At 38.9% G+C, this 14,813-nt stretch carries 14 protein-coding genes and 1 tRNA gene; 10 read left to right on the top strand and 5 right to left on the bottom strand.

The window, feature by feature from the left end; all coding sequences use genetic code 11:
• Nucleotides 1–103: 103 nt before the first annotated feature.
• Genes ACB089_RS01805 through opp3b form a run of 4 tightly spaced genes read right to left on the bottom strand, consistent with a single transcriptional unit; the run spans nt 104 to nt 4,423 of the window.
• On the bottom strand, nt 104–469 hold the full coding sequence (locus tag ACB089_RS01805; protein ID WP_374965023.1) for a DUF3899 domain-containing protein: 366 nt from the start codon (nt 467–469) through the stop codon (nt 104–106).
• Entirely contained in the window at nt 466–2,448 is a 1,983-nt protein-coding gene (locus tag ACB089_RS01810) for an ABC transporter ATP-binding protein (RefSeq protein WP_374965025.1), read from the bottom strand. The genes ACB089_RS01805 and ACB089_RS01810 overlap by 4 nt, the downstream gene beginning before the upstream one ends.
• A gap of 13 nt (nt 2,449–2,461) precedes the next feature.
• Nucleotides 2,462–3,496 carry an oligopeptide ABC transporter permease gene (gene opp3C / locus ACB089_RS01815; RefSeq protein ID WP_374965026.1) on the bottom strand — a complete coding sequence of 345 codons (1,035 nt, stop codon included), beginning with the start codon at nt 3,494–3,496 and terminating at the stop codon, nt 2,462–2,464.
• Nucleotides 3,497–3,499: 3 nt separating this feature from the next.
• Nucleotides 3,500–4,423 (bottom strand): oligopeptide ABC transporter permease, encoded by a 924-nt coding sequence (gene opp3b / locus ACB089_RS01820; RefSeq protein ID WP_374965028.1) that lies wholly within the window; start codon nt 4,421–4,423, stop codon nt 3,500–3,502.
• 223 nt (nt 4,424–4,646) lie between these two features.
• Here opp3b and ACB089_RS01825 point away from each other — a divergent pair.
• The 6 genes from ACB089_RS01825 (at nt 4,647) to tsaD (ending at nt 8,126) form a co-directional block, all read left to right on the top strand.
• A tRNA-Asp gene (locus ACB089_RS01825) sits at nt 4,647–4,722 on the top strand.
• A 332-nt stretch (nt 4,723–5,054) separates the two neighbouring features.
• Nucleotides 5,055–5,396 carry a hypothetical protein gene (locus ACB089_RS01830; protein ID WP_374965030.1) on the top strand — a complete coding sequence of 114 codons (342 nt, stop codon included), beginning with the start codon at nt 5,055–5,057 and terminating at the stop codon, nt 5,394–5,396.
• Between the two features lie 115 nt (nt 5,397–5,511).
• Entirely contained in the window at nt 5,512–5,961 is a 450-nt protein-coding gene (gene tsaE, locus ACB089_RS01835; protein WP_368638161.1) for a tRNA (adenosine(37)-N6)-threonylcarbamoyltransferase complex ATPase subunit type 1 TsaE, read from the top strand.
• Nucleotides 5,958–6,665 (top strand): tRNA (adenosine(37)-N6)-threonylcarbamoyltransferase complex dimerization subunit type 1 TsaB, encoded by a 708-nt coding sequence (tsaB, locus tag ACB089_RS01840; RefSeq protein ID WP_374965032.1) that lies wholly within the window; start codon nt 5,958–5,960, stop codon nt 6,663–6,665. Before tsaE ends, tsaB begins: the two co-directional genes overlap by 4 nt.
• Entirely contained in the window at nt 6,658–7,110 is a 453-nt protein-coding gene (gene rimI / locus ACB089_RS01845; RefSeq protein ID WP_374965033.1) for a ribosomal protein S18-alanine N-acetyltransferase, read from the top strand. Before tsaB ends, rimI begins: the two co-directional genes overlap by 8 nt.
• Entirely contained in the window at nt 7,110–8,126 is a 1,017-nt protein-coding gene (gene tsaD / locus ACB089_RS01850) for a tRNA (adenosine(37)-N6)-threonylcarbamoyltransferase complex transferase subunit TsaD (protein WP_374967642.1), read from the top strand. Before rimI ends, tsaD begins: the two co-directional genes overlap by 1 nt.
• Nucleotides 8,127–8,637: 511 nt before the next feature.
• On the opposite strand, the gene ACB089_RS01855 is transcribed toward tsaD, so the two are convergent.
• Complete coding sequence (locus tag ACB089_RS01855) at nt 8,638–10,581, bottom strand: ATP-binding cassette domain-containing protein (protein WP_374967643.1); 1,944 nt, start codon at nt 10,579–10,581, stop codon at nt 8,638–8,640.
• 247 nt (nt 10,582–10,828) lie between these two features.
• Between ACB089_RS01855 and ACB089_RS01860 the strand changes: the two genes are divergently transcribed.
• The 4 genes from ACB089_RS01860 (at nt 10,829) to ltrA (ending at nt 14,699) form a co-directional block, all read left to right on the top strand.
• Entirely contained in the window at nt 10,829–11,464 is a 636-nt protein-coding gene (locus tag ACB089_RS01860; RefSeq protein ID WP_068986771.1) for a redox-sensing transcriptional repressor Rex, read from the top strand.
• Nucleotides 11,465–11,813: 349 nt separating this feature from the next.
• Nucleotides 11,814–11,999, top strand: coding sequence for a twin-arginine translocase TatA/TatE family subunit (locus ACB089_RS01865; protein WP_374965035.1), 186 nt, complete (start codon nt 11,814–11,816; stop codon nt 11,997–11,999).
• Between the two features lie 17 nt (nt 12,000–12,016).
• Nucleotides 12,017–12,841, top strand: coding sequence for a twin-arginine translocase subunit TatC (gene tatC, locus ACB089_RS01870; RefSeq protein WP_068986769.1), 825 nt, complete (start codon nt 12,017–12,019; stop codon nt 12,839–12,841).
• Nucleotides 12,842–13,436: 595 nt separating this feature from the next.
• A complete protein-coding gene (gene ltrA / locus ACB089_RS01875) occupies nt 13,437–14,699 on the top strand; it encodes a group II intron reverse transcriptase/maturase (RefSeq protein ID WP_374963429.1) in 1,263 nt (420 codons plus the stop codon).
• The last annotated feature ends 114 nt before the right edge of the window (nt 14,700–14,813 follow it).

Genomic DNA, 14,813 nt, shown 5'->3' on the forward strand with positions numbered 1-14,813 from the left:
CACAGGACGTGATGCTTTTAGCCTTCGTTCCTCTATCGCTATTCCCCAAGGAGTCGCCCAGTCTTCACTCCAATCACCCACACGTTATGGTGAAATAAGCTTCCTATAAATAGAAAACAACAGATAAAATAGTTGTCATTATACAGCCAATCAAACCTGCTAGTAGCAGTGGATAGGTAAAGGTATAGGATGGCGCTTGTACGAATTCCAAGTCACCATCTAACTCATAGGCGTAGGTGCCGTTTTTAGTGACGCGAGCAAAAAAACGTTTAAAGCTGTAAGCGATCCCATTAAAAAGCCCGCCTTGCACAACAAACAATAGTGCTCCAACGATTGTAAAAGTAAGTGAAGCAAGGAAAGTGTGATCAATGATAGTCAGCATTGTCATCGATTGCTTTAAGAACAATGTATAGAGAAGGGAACATATCAAAATGCAGCCAGTAAACAATAAAGTTGTTTTTAATTTCATCGCAGTATGCTCTCACTGATTGCTTGATGGTATTGGGTAAGTTCTTCTTCTGTCAGCATGACAAAATGGCCTGGACGTACTTCTGTAAAGCTTTCACTTTCTCTATTAGTAGCGTTATATTCAGCCTCATTAAAAATAATACGTTCACGTTCTAATTTTGGATCAGGCAATGGTATAGCAGATAATAGTGCTTTTGTATAAGGGTGAATAGGGTGATCATAGAGCTCTTGGCTTTCTGCAAGCTCGACAATTTTCCCGCGATGCATGACGCCGATACGATTACTAATATATTTTACCATCGATAAATCATGTGCAATGAATAGATATGTCAGTCCACGTTCCTTTTGTAGCTTTTTCAATAAATTAACGATTTGTGCTTGGATCGATACGTCTAATGCGGAAATTGGTTCATCAGCAATGATTAGTTCGGGCTCTACAACAAGGGCGCGTGCGATACCAATGCGTTGACGTTGCCCGCCGCTAAGCTCATGAGGATAGCGGTTAGCATATTCTTTCGTTAAACCTACTATATTTAATAACTCATAAATTTTTGTCTTCCATTCGCTTTTTGGTACACCATGAATAGCAAGGCCTTCCGCAATAATGTCAGCAATTTTCATACGTGGATTTAAGGAAGAATAAGGGTCTTGGAAAATCATTTGCACCTTGCGATTAAAGGCTAACTTTTCTTGCCTCGTCTTTGCTTCATTAATATTCCTACCGTCGATGTGAATATCGCCAGCTGTTATTAAATTGAGTCCAATAATCGAACGGCCTGTCGTGGACTTGCCACAGCCAGATTCTCCAACTAAACCAAAGATTTCTCCTTTATAAATATCAAAAGTAATGCCGTCTACAGCTTTGTTGATAGTGTTTTTATCTAATTTAAAATGCTGTTTTACTCCTTTTAATGATAAAAACGGGTTGGTTGTATCAAATACAGGAGCTTTTTCACTTTCTTTGCATTCAGCTTGTGCTAACTGTTGATGAATCGGTATCATTTTAGGAGCTTGCTCATGCAATAACCAAGTTGCGGCATAGTGTGTGTCACTGACCTTAAACATGGGTGGTTCCTCTAAAAAATCGATTTTAAGTGCCTGCTTATTACGAGAAGCGAAGGCATCACCATTCGGCGGATGCAGTAAGTTTGGTGGTGTTCCTGGAATAGCGTACAGTGTGTCGGTTTCAATATCTGGGTTTGGCATTGCAGCAAGTAGACCTTGTGTATATGGATGCTGACAATGGTAAAAAATTTCATCGACTAAGCCAATTTCAATAATTTTTCCGGCATACATCACGGCAACACGATCAGCCATTTTTGCTACAACACCCAAATCATGTGTAATAAATATAATTGAAAGATTCATCTTTTTTTGAATGTTTTTTAGCAATTCTAGAATTTGTGCTTGAATCGAAACGTCTAGAGCTGTGGTAGGTTCATCGGCAATAATAATACGAGGCTCGCAAGCAAGTGCCATCGCGATAACGATACGTTGACGCATTCCTCCAGAAAATTGGTGAGGATATTGTTTATAGCGTTTATCCGCTTCATTAATGCCAACAAGCTGTAATAGTTCAATCACACGTTCTGTTATTTGATTACCACGTAATGCTGTATGTTTTTTGATGCTCTCTGCAATTTGACTACCGATTGTCATCGTGGGATTTAATGCAGTCATGGGATCCTGGAAGATCATTGAGATTTCAGCTCCGCGGATTGCACGTATTTCCTGCTCTTTGCACGTTAAAATATCTTTCCCGTTGTATAAAATTTGACCATGTTTCAGCATTGTTGTTTCGACAGGGTTTAGTCGTAATAGGCTTTTAGATGTAACTGACTTCCCAGAACCTGACTCGCCAACGATTGCTAGTGTTTCACCTTCAAATAAGTCGAAGGATACATTACGAACAGCCTGCACCTCACCATTATACGTATTAAATGAAACACTTAAATTTTTAACTTCTAATATTTTTTTCAATGCGCATCCCTCCTTATTTACGTGTTTTTGGATCGAATGCATCACGCAGTCCATCACCGAGTAGATTAAAGCTAATCATAATTAAACTAATGACAATGGATGAAAAAATCATGCCATGTGGATAAATACGTAGTAATTTATAAGAGTCATTAACAATCGTTCCTAAGGAAGCAGTTGGTGGCTGTAGTCCTAGGCCGATAAAACTCAGTAATGCTTCAGTAAAGATGGCTCCTGGAATGGTAAAAGTAGTAGCTACAATAATTGGACCTAGCGTATTAGGAATTAAATGTTTCCAAATTAAGCGTTGGTTACTAGCACCGAGCGTTCTAGAAGCAAGGACAAACTCATATGATTTTAGCTTTAATATTTGTGCTCGTACGATACGTGCCATACTAATCCACCCAACGATAACCATCGCAATAGTAATAGAAATGATTCCTGGTTTTAAAATAAGAATAAGAAGAATATTAACAATTAGCCCAGGAATACCAACTAACACTTCAATAATACGTTGCATAATATGATCAGTGCGACCACCATAAAATGCTGAAACAGCCCCGTAAGCAACGCCTATAATTAAATCGATTGTTGCCGCTAAAAAAGCAATATAAAGAGATATACGTGTGCCTTGCCAAATACGTGTCCATAAATCCCTACCTAATTCATCTGTACCAAACCAAAAATATTCACTTATACCTTTAGCTTTATATTGGTCAACACCACGACTATCAACACCGTTCAAGCCTAAGAATGAAATATTCTCAAGAACAGGGACTTTTGGTGGTAAATTTGTCCGCGCAATATTTTGTTCATCGTAGCCATGACTATTCATAAATGGACCGAAAATGGCTAGTAAAATAACTAGAATAATAATACATAAACCAACGATGGCTGCTTTATTTTTGCGTAAACCAAGCCATGCATCTTGCCAAAATGATTGTTCAGGACGATACGTAAAATCATCGATAAATTCATGTTGAGAGGTGGGCTCAAATAAATCAGGGGGATATTTTTTTAGCGTTGCATCCTCAGTTATTTTTGTTGTCATCAATTACTCGCCTCCTGTGACACGAATTCGAGGGTCAATGAATCCGTATAAAATATCAATAATTAAGATAACGCTTACAAATAGAACAGCATAAAAGATTGTTGTTCCCATAATAAGTTGATAATCATTCGTAATAATGGAATTAACAAATTGTTCTCCTAAGCCAGGGATACTAAAAATTTTTTCAATAACTAGTGAGCCAGTAATCGTATTAACAGTTAATGGTCCGATAATTGTAATGATTGGGATTAGTGCATTTCGAATACCATGCTTTATAATGATAAAGGGATTCGATAGTCCTTTTGATTTCGCTGTTAAAATATATTCTTGATTGAGTACTTCTAACATTTCAATCCGTGTAAAGCGGGCAATTGTTGCAACAACACCTACCGCTAAAGCGATTGTTGGTAAGATTGAGTATTCAAAACCGTTCCAAAAGGCGATTGGTAGCCAGCCTAGTTTGACACCAATCCAATATTGTAAAAAACCTGCAAATACAAAGGATGGAATGGAGATACCGAGCACAGCTAAAACAGTAGCCCCGTAATCTATAATGGTGTTGTGCCTTAGTGCCGCTATTATACCTAGCAGTAAGCCTATTAAAGTACCGATAGTTACGGCTTGAAATCCTAGAATGGCAGAGGCACCGATACGTTCTTGAATTATTTTTGTAACTGGACGATTATCAAAAACAAATGAAACACCTAAATCCCCTTGTACAAAATTTGCTAAGTAAATACCGAATTGAATAGGTACCGGTTTATCTAGACCGTATTTTTTGTAAAGTAGTTCTTTTTGGGCTTCAGGTAAGCGTTCATCGTTAAATGGGGAACCGGGTAGTGCCTTCATAAGCAAAAAAGAAAGCAAAATGATAATAAATAACGTAATAATCATGTAGCCGATTCGAGTAAAGATGTACCGAATCATTGAAACGACCTCCTTGTTAATTAGTTTGTAATATCTATTTAACTTATTTGCAAAAACAGTGCCAAAAGATGGGTAATGATTAAATAATTGGCTCATTCCCAAAAGTGGTGGATGACTTTGTTAAAACACATGCCAAGTATATATTTTGGTGAAAAGTAAAAAAAAATGAAAAAAATATTGCATGGGGCATTTTCTTATGATATATTGATAGATGTCTTAGAGAGGTCCCGTGGTGTAGCGGTTAACATGCCTGCCTGTCACGCAGGAGATCGCCGGTTCGATCCCGGTCGGGACCGCCATTATAATTGATAATATAGTTCTTATGATGCTTTTAAAATCATAAGAACTTTTTTATTGTTAAGATAAGGAAATTTGTGGATATTAATAATTTCTAAAAAATGTATGGTAAAATTGGTTTTATCATATTTGTTGAAGTATCAAATACAATGAAAGTTGGAGGGGCGGTCGCCGGAACGTTTGCGGAAGCTACACATTGAGCCTCACCCCAACATTTGATGTAGAGCCACTAAATTAATCAATCTAACAAGTGGAACAATAAACATAGAAGTTAGGTGACTATCTTTTTATCAATTTCTCCCAAGAGAAGGAGATTGTCTTCGGAGGTGTTAACATGAGAAAGTATAATTACATAAAATGTCTTCATATAAGTTTGTTCGTAGGTGCTTTGGTAATCCTCGTAGGTTGTGGAGATCCTATTTTAGAAATAGAGGAGTCCAATGCGTACCACTGGCAAACAAATATGAATGAAGCGGAATTTGAAAAATTAAAAGAAGGTATGTCATATATGGAAGTAGTGGAAATTGCAGGGGGAGCAGAAGAGATGGTGAAAAAAGATCAATACCGCTGGAATGATGAAATACTTATGACAAAAGCCTATATAGTACGATTTAAAGATGATAAATTGGTTGATAAAGAGGTTATTGATATAGAGGGTTATTCAACAACAAAGTAAGCACGTCTTCTACAAAGGGGGACGTGTTTTATTTTTTAAATCATTGGATGTTTTGAACATTTACGCTTGTTTCGGTAAACTAGAGGTAATGGAGCTAGGAGAGGAAAAAGAGATGATGTATGAAAAAATAATGAATTCGCTGGATGATACTGAGCATTTTGCGTTGAAGCTAGCAAACTTACTAGAAGCCCAGGATACAATCACATTAGAGGGTGATTTGGGCGCTGGTAAGACGACATTTACGAAAGCATTAGCGAAGGGGCTTGGCGTGAAGCGAACGGTCAATAGTCCAACATTTACGATTGTAAAGCAATACGAGGGACGTGTACCATTTAATCATTTAGATGTTTATCGTTTAGCGGAAAGCGATGAAGATCTTGGCTGGGACGAGTTATTTTATAGTGATGCGGTGTCAGTTGTCGAGTGGGCTCATTTAATAGAACAGGACTTACCGCAGGAGCGTCTTGGAATAGAAATTTACCGAATTGGAGAAAATCAACGACGGTTTGTATTAATACCTCTTGGAAAGCGATATGAGGCATTATGTGAGGAGCTAATGAAATGATTTGGTTAGGGATTGAAACAGCGAATGCACCACTTTCTATTGCTGTCGTAAGGGATGGTAAAGTGATTGCAGAAATTGTACAAAATATAAAATTAACGCATTCGGCGGGTGCGATGCCAGCCATTGAAGAAGTGCTAGTAAAGGCTGGCATAAAGCCAAATGAGTTAGATGCGATTGCTGTATCAGAAGGGCCTGGTTCATATACAGGTGTTCGAATAGGTGTGACACTTGCTAAAACATTAGCGTGGACATTGAAAAAGCCTTTAGTAGGAATATCAAGCTTAAAGACATTGGCTGCAAATGCAGCACTATATGATGGGTTAATTTGCCCTATCTTTGATGCGCGAAGAGGCAATGTCTATTCGGCCGTTTATAAAGGCTATGAGCTTGAAGTGATTATAGATGACGATCACGATCATATAGATGGATTGTTAGAACGTTTACAGGCTTTAGAGACTCCGGTTTTATTTGTCGGAGCAGACGTAGATGTTTTTTGGCATAGAATTGTAGAGGTACTAGGTGACTTTGCTCTGCGTACACCATTTAGCAACGACCTACCACGAGCAAGTGAAACTATTCGATTAGCGACTAAAGTGGAACTACCAAGTGTAGATGCAATTCATCATTTTGTCCCGCAATACAAACGTATTGCAGAGGCGGAGGCGAATTGGCTGAAGGAACAAAAGGAGAAGGCGCATGAGTAGTAATGTAATGTATCGTAAAATGGTATCTGATGATGTCCCAGCAGTATATGAAATAGAGCTTGCAACATTTTCTGCACCATGGACGTTAGATTCTTTTTACTATGAGGTGCATGAAAATCAGTATGCACATTATGTGTTGGCGGTGGATGCGGACGGTAGTATTATCGGCTTTTGTGGCATGTGGATGGTAATAGACGCAGCGCAAATTACGAATGTAGCTGTTATAGAGGCAGCTCGCGGCCGAGGTATTGGTGAAGAATTGATGCGAGAGTCTATGCGTATTGCTCGACAGCATGAAATGGAAGTCATGAGTTTAGAGGTGCGCGTAACGAATACAGTTGCTCAAAATCTTTATCGAAAGCTTGATTTCCAAGATGGTGGCATACGTAAAGGCTATTATACAGATAACGGGGAGGATGCCCTTGTCATGTGGGTGAATTTATGATGGAAAATCGAATTATTTTAGCAATAGAATCGAGCTGTGATGAAACAGCAGCAGCGATTATTCGAAATGGCTCTGAAATTGTTTCAAATGTGGTTGCTTCTCAAATAGAAAGTCATAAACGATTTGGTGGGGTTGTACCTGAAATTGCGTCTCGCCATCATGTTGAGCAAATTACAATGGTCATAGAAGAAGCGTTAGCACAGGCAGACATGAAGCCGACTGATTTAGATGCGGTGGCAGTTACTGAGGGTCCCGGTCTAGTAGGTGCATTGTTAATTGGTATTAATGCTGCGAAGGCTTTTGCATTTGCCAACAATTTACCGATTATCGGTGTGCATCATATAGCAGGACATATATATGCTAATGCACTCGTGCAGCCAATGGAATTCCCATTATTAGCACTTGTCGTATCAGGTGGCCATACAGAGCTAGTTTATATGAAGGAACACGGCTCATTTGAAGTCATCGGAGAGACGAGAGATGATGCAGCTGGTGAGGCTTATGATAAGGTTGCGCGTGTCTTAGGCTTACCGTATCCAGGTGGTCCGCGTATTGACAAGCTAGCACATGAGGGAGATGAGGCCGTAACCTTCCCAAGAGTGTGGTTAGAGGAAGGTTCTTATGATTTTAGCTTTAGCGGTCTGAAATCAGCCGTTATTAATTATAAACATAATATGGATCAGCGTGGAGAAGAGATTTCTCCGACTGCCGTTGCCAAAGGGTTTCAAGATAGTGTAGTTGAAGTGCTAACAGCGAAAACATTACGAGCAGCGCGTCAATATAAAGTGAAACAGGTTATTGCAGCTGGAGGTGTAGCGGCTAATAAGGGCTTGCGTACATCACTTGATTCTGTATTTGCGGAAGAAGGGATCCCGGTTTATGTGCCGCCATTAAAACTGTGTACAGATAATGCCGCTATGATAGGGGCAGTAGCAACACCAATGTTTGAAGCAGGTATTCGCGGTAATTTATCAATGAATGGTCGCCCTGGAATGGAGTTAAAATCCTGGGTTTAACTTCTTTCGATTATACTGAGGCATAATTGATTATAGAAAAAGAGGTGTTTTAGATTTGATTCTAAAATACCTCTTTTTGCTTTTGTGAAAAAAATTGTCGATAAGAAAATTATGAATTCAATAAAAAGAGCTCTGTTGACAAATTTTTCAGAAAATTATCCACAGGTAAGATGGAAAATAAAACAGCGAACATCCGTACTTATGCACAAAATGTTGATAACTTGTGTATAACTTGTGATTATTCAATATATAGTAGCGTGTTTTACACAAATAGATGTGGGTAAAATAATTTTTAATTGTGGATAATGTGGAAAAGTCTGTTGATATGTTGGTATTACTATATTTATTGTGTGTATAAAGTTGTGGGCATTTTTTGTCGAAAAATAGCACTTGACCAATATATATGAAAAATCGAGGCGAGTAAAGGAAAAAGCCATGCGACAAGGCACATGGCTTATAGGGTTTGTCCCGCAATAAGTTGCAGTTAACCTCCCACTGAGTAAAGTTCATTTTATAAAATGATATTTTCAAGTTCTTCATTTAGCTCAAGCCATTCCATTTCAAATAGCTCATGCTGTTCCTTGGCAGTTGATAATTCTCCCTGAAGCTGAGTAATTTTTTCGTGGTCTGTGAAAATTTCTGGATCACAAAGCGCTTCTTCTAAACGAGCTATATCAATAGTTACTTCCTGCATTTTTCCTTCTAGTTCTTCAATGGAGCGTCTAATTTGGCGCTCACGTTTTTTAGCCTCTTTATCAATTTTAGAGGTAGAGGACTTCTCCAGTATCTCGGTTTTAGCTTGAGGTTGGGCGGCAGCTTTCATTTGTTCAATTTCTAAAAGCTCCTGTTTTTTCTCAAGATAATAATCATAGTCACCCAAGTATTCAAAGGAACCATCGCCAGACAACTCAGTCACTTTAGTAGCAATTCGATTGATGAAATATCGGTCATGCGATACAAATAAGAGTGTCCCAGGATAATCAATAAGCGCGTTTTCCAGTATCTCTTTACTATCTAAGTCTAAGTGGTTGGTAGGCTCATCGAGAATTAAGAAATTTGACTTTTGCATCATTAATTTAGCTAGTGAAATTCTTGCCTTTTCGCCACCAGATAAAGAGGATACGATTTTATCTACATCATCTCCACTGAATAAAAAACGACCTAGCACCGTTCGAATATCTTTTTCATTCATTAAAGGCCATTCATCCCACAGCTCTTTTAGAACACTTTTATTGCTCGATAGTTTTGCCTGCTCTTGATCATAATAACCAATTTGAACATTTGTACCATAGCGAATTTCTCCAGAAAGTGAAGGTAAATCTTTTACGATGGTCTTTAATAAAGTTGATTTACCAACACCATTTGGTCCAACAAGTGCAATGCGATCTTCACGGAATGCGCGTAATGTGATACCTTTTGATATTTTCTTGTCACCATAACCAACAGCTAAGCTATCAATAGATAATACATCGTTCCCGCTTTGACGTTCAATGGTAAAACCGAAGCTTGCGGACTTTTCGTCGCCATCAGGAGATTCCATCCATTCTGTTCGTTCAAGCATTTTGCGACGACTTTGTGCCATTTTTGTAGTAGAAGCACGAGCAATGTTCTTTTGGATAAAATCCTCAAGCTTGGCTTTCTCATCTTGCTGACGCTCATATAACTTTACATCACGCTCATAGTTTTTCGCTTTTTCGTCTAAATAGGCACTATAATTGCCTGTATATTTTGTGACGCGGTGACGAGAAACTTCGTAGACAATGGAAACAACCTGGTCTAAGAAGTAGCGGTCATGGGAAACAATTAAAATAGCCCCTTCATAGCCTTTTAAATAGGATTCCAACCAGGAGAGGGTTTCAATATCTAAATGGTTAGTAGGCTCATCGAGTATTAATAAATCAGGTTTACTTAAGAGGAGCTTAGCTAGAGCTAAACGAGTTCGTTGGCCTCCTGATAATGAGCTTATTGGTTTTTCATAATGTTCAGGATAGAATTGCATGCCATGAAGCACAGAGCGAGTATCAGATTCATATTGATAGCCACCTGCATCCTTAAAATTATGTTGTAATTGATCGTATTCGGACATTATTTTTGCATACAAATCAGGGTTTTCATAGACAGTTGGATCGGCCATTTGTTGTTCGAGTGACCGAAGTGTTTTTTCTTGTGCGATAATTGGTTCAAAAATTGACATCATTTCGTCCCAAATCGATAACGTTGAGTTTAACCCAGCATGCTGCTCCAAATATCCAATCTGAACACCTTTAGGGATAATAATATCGCCTGAGTCATATGACATTTGACCAGCAATAATTTTAAGTAAAGTGGACTTACCAGCACCGTTACGTCCTACTAATGCAACGCGGTCACGATGTTGAACCTCTAATTTTACGCCACTTAAAATTTCATCTGCAAGGAAGGATTTATATAGTTGATTGACCTGTAAAACAATCATTCTTGACACCTCAATTCTTCCTTAGTGTAATGGATGAGCGATTCGCTTGCAATGTCGATGCTTTACTTATTCCGAGCTGTCATGTAAGATTGAAACGATTTCCCTTTAGTTAGTGGCGTAAAAAGCGCCATTAACTAAAGGGAAATACTCTAGTGGATATTAATATTTATATATATAGTTAATGATGCATGTATTAAAATTACTAGCTAAGTACATTCAAACTGAGACATTTTAAGGAGGAGAAAGTTTGAAACAAGAATTAAAAATTCCACAAGCCACTACAAAAAGACTTCCTCTTTACTATCGATTTATCCAAAACTTTGCACAAGAAGGCATGGAACGTATTTCGTCGAAGGAACTGAGTGAAGCGATGAAAATTGATTCTGCAACTATTCGCCGTGACTTTTCTTATTTTGGTGCTCTTGGCAAAAAGGGTTACGGCTATGATGTGCAGCATCTATTAAAATTTTTTAGTCAAACACTCGATCAGCACGAAACGACAAAAGTAGCGTTAATTGGTGTAGGGAATTTAGGTAGTGCTTTATTAAAATATAATTTCCAAAAAAATCACAATACTCATATTGTGGTGGCTTTTGATTCAAAGGCACCAAAGGACGGGAAGATGATCAGCAATATTCCTGTTTTTCATCCGGATTTGTTGGAAGAAAAGTATGCAGAATATGGAGCGGAGCTTGCGATTTTAACAGTTTCACCACGCTCTGCACAGAAAATGGCTGATAGATTAGCGGCAATGAATGCAAAGGGCATTTTAAACTTTACGCCAGAGCGGTTAACGGTGCCAGATAGAATGCAGCTTTTAACAATTGATTTATCGGTAGAATTGCAAGCGCTTATTTATTTAATTCGCAATCAGGAAGAGTGATAAATGTACATATTTAACTTCTTTCAGCGGGTGTATAAAGAACTGCTCAAATAGAGGAACTCAGTCTAAGAACGCCACGTCCTGTGGCAATTTATCTGTGCGAAAGCGCAGCGACAGCAACACGGTTTTATCTGTGCGAAAGCGCAGCGACAGCAACAGCAACAACACACGACTGAGTGACTAACATCACGTTGGCCCAAAGCCTCCAGCGGATAGTATAGTTCACAGTTTCTGTCAAATGTAAGTATGAAATAAAATGAGAGAGTGACGAAAAACTTTCACATATAATTAGTTAGCAAAATGACGAAATATGCGTTAAAATGATGGATATAAAGAGGAGGTGGCTGTAATGGGTAGTATTGGTCCTATGAGCCTCATTATTATCGGAGTTGTCGCGTTACTAATTTTTGGTCCTAAGAAGTTACCAGAGCTGGGTAAAGCATTCGGTTCAACATTACGTGAATTCAAAAATGCTACTAAAGGTTTAGCCGATGAAGATGATGATGACAAGAAAAAGAAAGAACTAGATAAGTAAGTTAGGATGTTTGAGGAATGAATCCAAAAGATCTAACTGTCATTGAGCATATAGAAGAATTAAGAAAACGGCTTTTCATTGTTGCCGTTTTCTTTGTTCTCGCTATGGTTGGCGGCTTTTTTGTGGCAAAGCCGCTTGTTAAATACCTTCAAAGTACTGGAGCGAATTATAATATAGAGCTTCATGCATTTGATGTAGTAACACCACTTGCGATTTATTTACAAGTTGTTTTTTTAATTGCATTTATCCTTTCATCACCAGTGTTAATGTATCAACTGTGGTCGTTTATTAGCCCAGGATTAAGGGACGTAGAACGAAAAGCAACCTTAAGCTATATACCGTATTCATTTTTATTGTTTATCGCGGGGCTATCCTTTTCATTCTATTTATTATTCCCTTATGTCATAAAATTCATGATGAATTTGTCGGTCGAGTTGGAGATTCAGCAAACAATAGGAATTCATGAGTATTTTACATTTTTATTTAAGCTTACAATACCTTTTGGTTTCCTTTTCCAATTGCCGGTTGTTATTTTATTCTTTTCACGTATAGGGATATTAAATCCTGATTTACTAATTCGTATTCGTAAATATTCGTACTTTGGTTTATTTGTGTGTGCCGCTATTATCGCACCACCTGAATTGGCTTCACATTTAATGGTTTCAGTACCATTGTTTGCGCTCTATGAAATTAGCATTGTGATTTCGCGTATTGGGTACAAGAAATACTTAAAATCAGAGGAAATACGTTTGAAGGAAGAGCAGGAAGCTGAGCAAAAACGCCAGGTTGAAGAGGCACTTGAACAGCAGCGACGACAAATAGAAGAATTGAATCAAAAATAAATAGTGGAAGCTCGATGCGAGATAATAGCATCGAGCTTTTTTGTGTGCGCCCGGCATGCGTATGAACTATAGGGTGCAAGTCCCGAACCTCGAAGACAGAAGTAGAGGTTAGCCAAGAGCAAGGGTGTCCGTGGCGACGCGGAATCTGAAGGAAGCTGGAGGCAAAACACCGGTCCGAGGAACACAAATCTCATATAAGGCTAGGTATGATTGGATGAGTGTGCACAACAACACAAAGTCCTTTCTGTCGAAGGTCATATCGAGTAAATGAGGCGGATAGATGGTGTGAAAGTGCATACGCTTACCCGGGGAGGTCTGATGGAAACGCAAAGTACACTTTGTAACCTACTTAGCGATAGGTAGCTGAACCATCAGAAGTCAGCAGAGGTCATAGTACCATTCACTTCTAGAATGAATGGAAAGGACCGAACAATTCGGAGAGAATAGCCCTTGGCATGCAGTTTTCTATGATAAACACAGAAAATCCAGAAGGACCGACTTAATGGAGGTAATGGTGAATCCCATGAGGGACATTGAGCGGGTGCAGTAGAAACTGTTATAAGAAGACAAGCTATTCACGGAGGAGTCGAACGAGATGTTAATGAATCAAATTTTATCACGAGAGAATCTGCTTCTCGCACTCAAACGGGTGGAACGAAACAAAGGGAGTCATGGAGTAGACAAAATGCCCGTAAAATTCCTACGACAGCATGTAGTCGAAAACTGGCTAACGATTAAGAAGCAAATTCTTGAGGGAACCTACCAACCACAACCAGTTCGCAGAATCGAAATCCCGAAACCTGACGGCGGTGTGCGACTATTAGGAATCCCAACCGTGACAGACCGACTCATTCAACAGGCAATTGCCCAAGTGCTATCCAACCTATACGACCCGAACTTCTCGAATCATAGTTACGGATTTCGACCAAAACGAAGTGCTCACGATGCAATCCGAGAAGCCAAAGGCTATATAAAAGAAGGATATCGCTGGGTAGTAGATATGGACTTAGAGAAATTCTTCGACAAAGTAAACCATGACCGTCTAATGAGTACATTAGCGAAGAAAATTTCTGATAAACCTCTACTCAAGCTGATTCGTAGATACTTGCAATCGGGTGTCATGATAAATGGTGTCGTTTATGATACAGATGAAGGAACACCCCAAGGGGGTCCACTGAGTCCACTTCTCTCAAACATTGTGCTGGATGAATTAGACAAAGAATTAGAGAAACGTGGTCATAAATTTGTCCGTTACGCCGATGACTGCAATATTTATGTGAAAACAAAACGAGCAGGAGAACGAGTGATGGCAAGTATCAAAACCTTTATTGAGAAGACGCTGCGATTGAAAATAAATGAGAAGAAATCCGCAGTGGCTCGTCCTTGGCAACGTAAATTCCTAGGATTTAGCTTTACCTCCCGCAAAGAACCACAAGTTCGAATTGCGAAAGAGAGCATAAAGCGAATGAAGAACAAAATTCGGGAATTAACAGCTAGAAAGAAGCCATTTCCAATGGAGTACCGAATTCAACAATTGAATCAATACTTAATTGGGTGGTGTGGCTACTTTTCATTAGCGGATACGAAATCAATATTTGAATCACTGGATGGATGGATTAGAAGAAGACTTCGCATGTGTTTATGGAAGAATTGGAAGAAGCCTCGTACGAAAGTGCGCAACCTTATTCGCTTAGGAGTTCCAGACTGGAAGGCTTACGAATGGGGCAATACTCGCAAGAGTTACTGGCGTATTTCGAAAAGTCCAATATTACACAGAACCCTTGGTAACTCTTATTGGAGTAACCAAGGGCTCAAAAGTCTGCAAGCTCGTTATGAAATCTTGCGTTATTCATCTTAATTGAACCGCCGTATACGGATCCGTACGTACGGTGGTTGGAGAGGTCGGGAGTTAGTCACTCCCTCCTACTCGATTATAAAAGAATAGGTTAGAATCTAAAAAATCAGTGGGAAG

The organism is Lysinibacillus sp. RS10, from assembly GCF_041956855.1.
In the GTDB taxonomy this organism is placed as follows: Bacteria; Bacillota; Bacilli; order Bacillales_A; family Planococcaceae; genus Lysinibacillus; species Lysinibacillus xylanilyticus_A.

Excerpts from the sequence above, each read along its gene's own strand:
- ACB089_RS01805 (WP_374965023.1), bottom strand. The coding sequence starts at position 469 with ATGAAATTAAAAACAACTTTATTGTTTACTGGCTGCATTTTGATATGT.
- opp3C (WP_374965026.1), bottom strand. The coding sequence starts at position 3,496 with ATGACAACAAAAATAACTGAGGATGCAACGCTAAAAAAATATCCCCCT.
- opp3b (WP_374965028.1), bottom strand. The coding sequence starts at position 4,423 with ATGATTCGGTACATCTTTACTCGAATCGGCTACATGATTATTACGTTA.
- ACB089_RS01830 (WP_374965030.1), top strand. The coding sequence starts at position 5,055 with ATGAGAAAGTATAATTACATAAAATGTCTTCATATAAGTTTGTTCGTA.
- tsaE (WP_368638161.1), top strand. The coding sequence starts at position 5,512 with ATGTATGAAAAAATAATGAATTCGCTGGATGATACTGAGCATTTTGCG.
- tsaB (WP_374965032.1), top strand. The coding sequence starts at position 5,958 with ATGATTTGGTTAGGGATTGAAACAGCGAATGCACCACTTTCTATTGCT.
- rimI (WP_374965033.1), top strand. The coding sequence starts at position 6,658 with ATGAGTAGTAATGTAATGTATCGTAAAATGGTATCTGATGATGTCCCA.
- tsaD (WP_374967642.1), top strand. The coding sequence starts at position 7,110 with ATGGAAAATCGAATTATTTTAGCAATAGAATCGAGCTGTGATGAAACA.
- ACB089_RS01855 (WP_374967643.1), bottom strand. The coding sequence starts at position 10,581 with ATGATTGTTTTACAGGTCAATCAACTATATAAATCCTTCCTTGCAGAT.
- ACB089_RS01865 (WP_374965035.1), top strand. The coding sequence starts at position 11,814 with ATGGGTAGTATTGGTCCTATGAGCCTCATTATTATCGGAGTTGTCGCG.
- tatC (WP_068986769.1), top strand. The coding sequence starts at position 12,017 with ATGAATCCAAAAGATCTAACTGTCATTGAGCATATAGAAGAATTAAGA.
- ltrA (WP_374963429.1), top strand. The coding sequence starts at position 13,437 with ATGTTAATGAATCAAATTTTATCACGAGAGAATCTGCTTCTCGCACTC.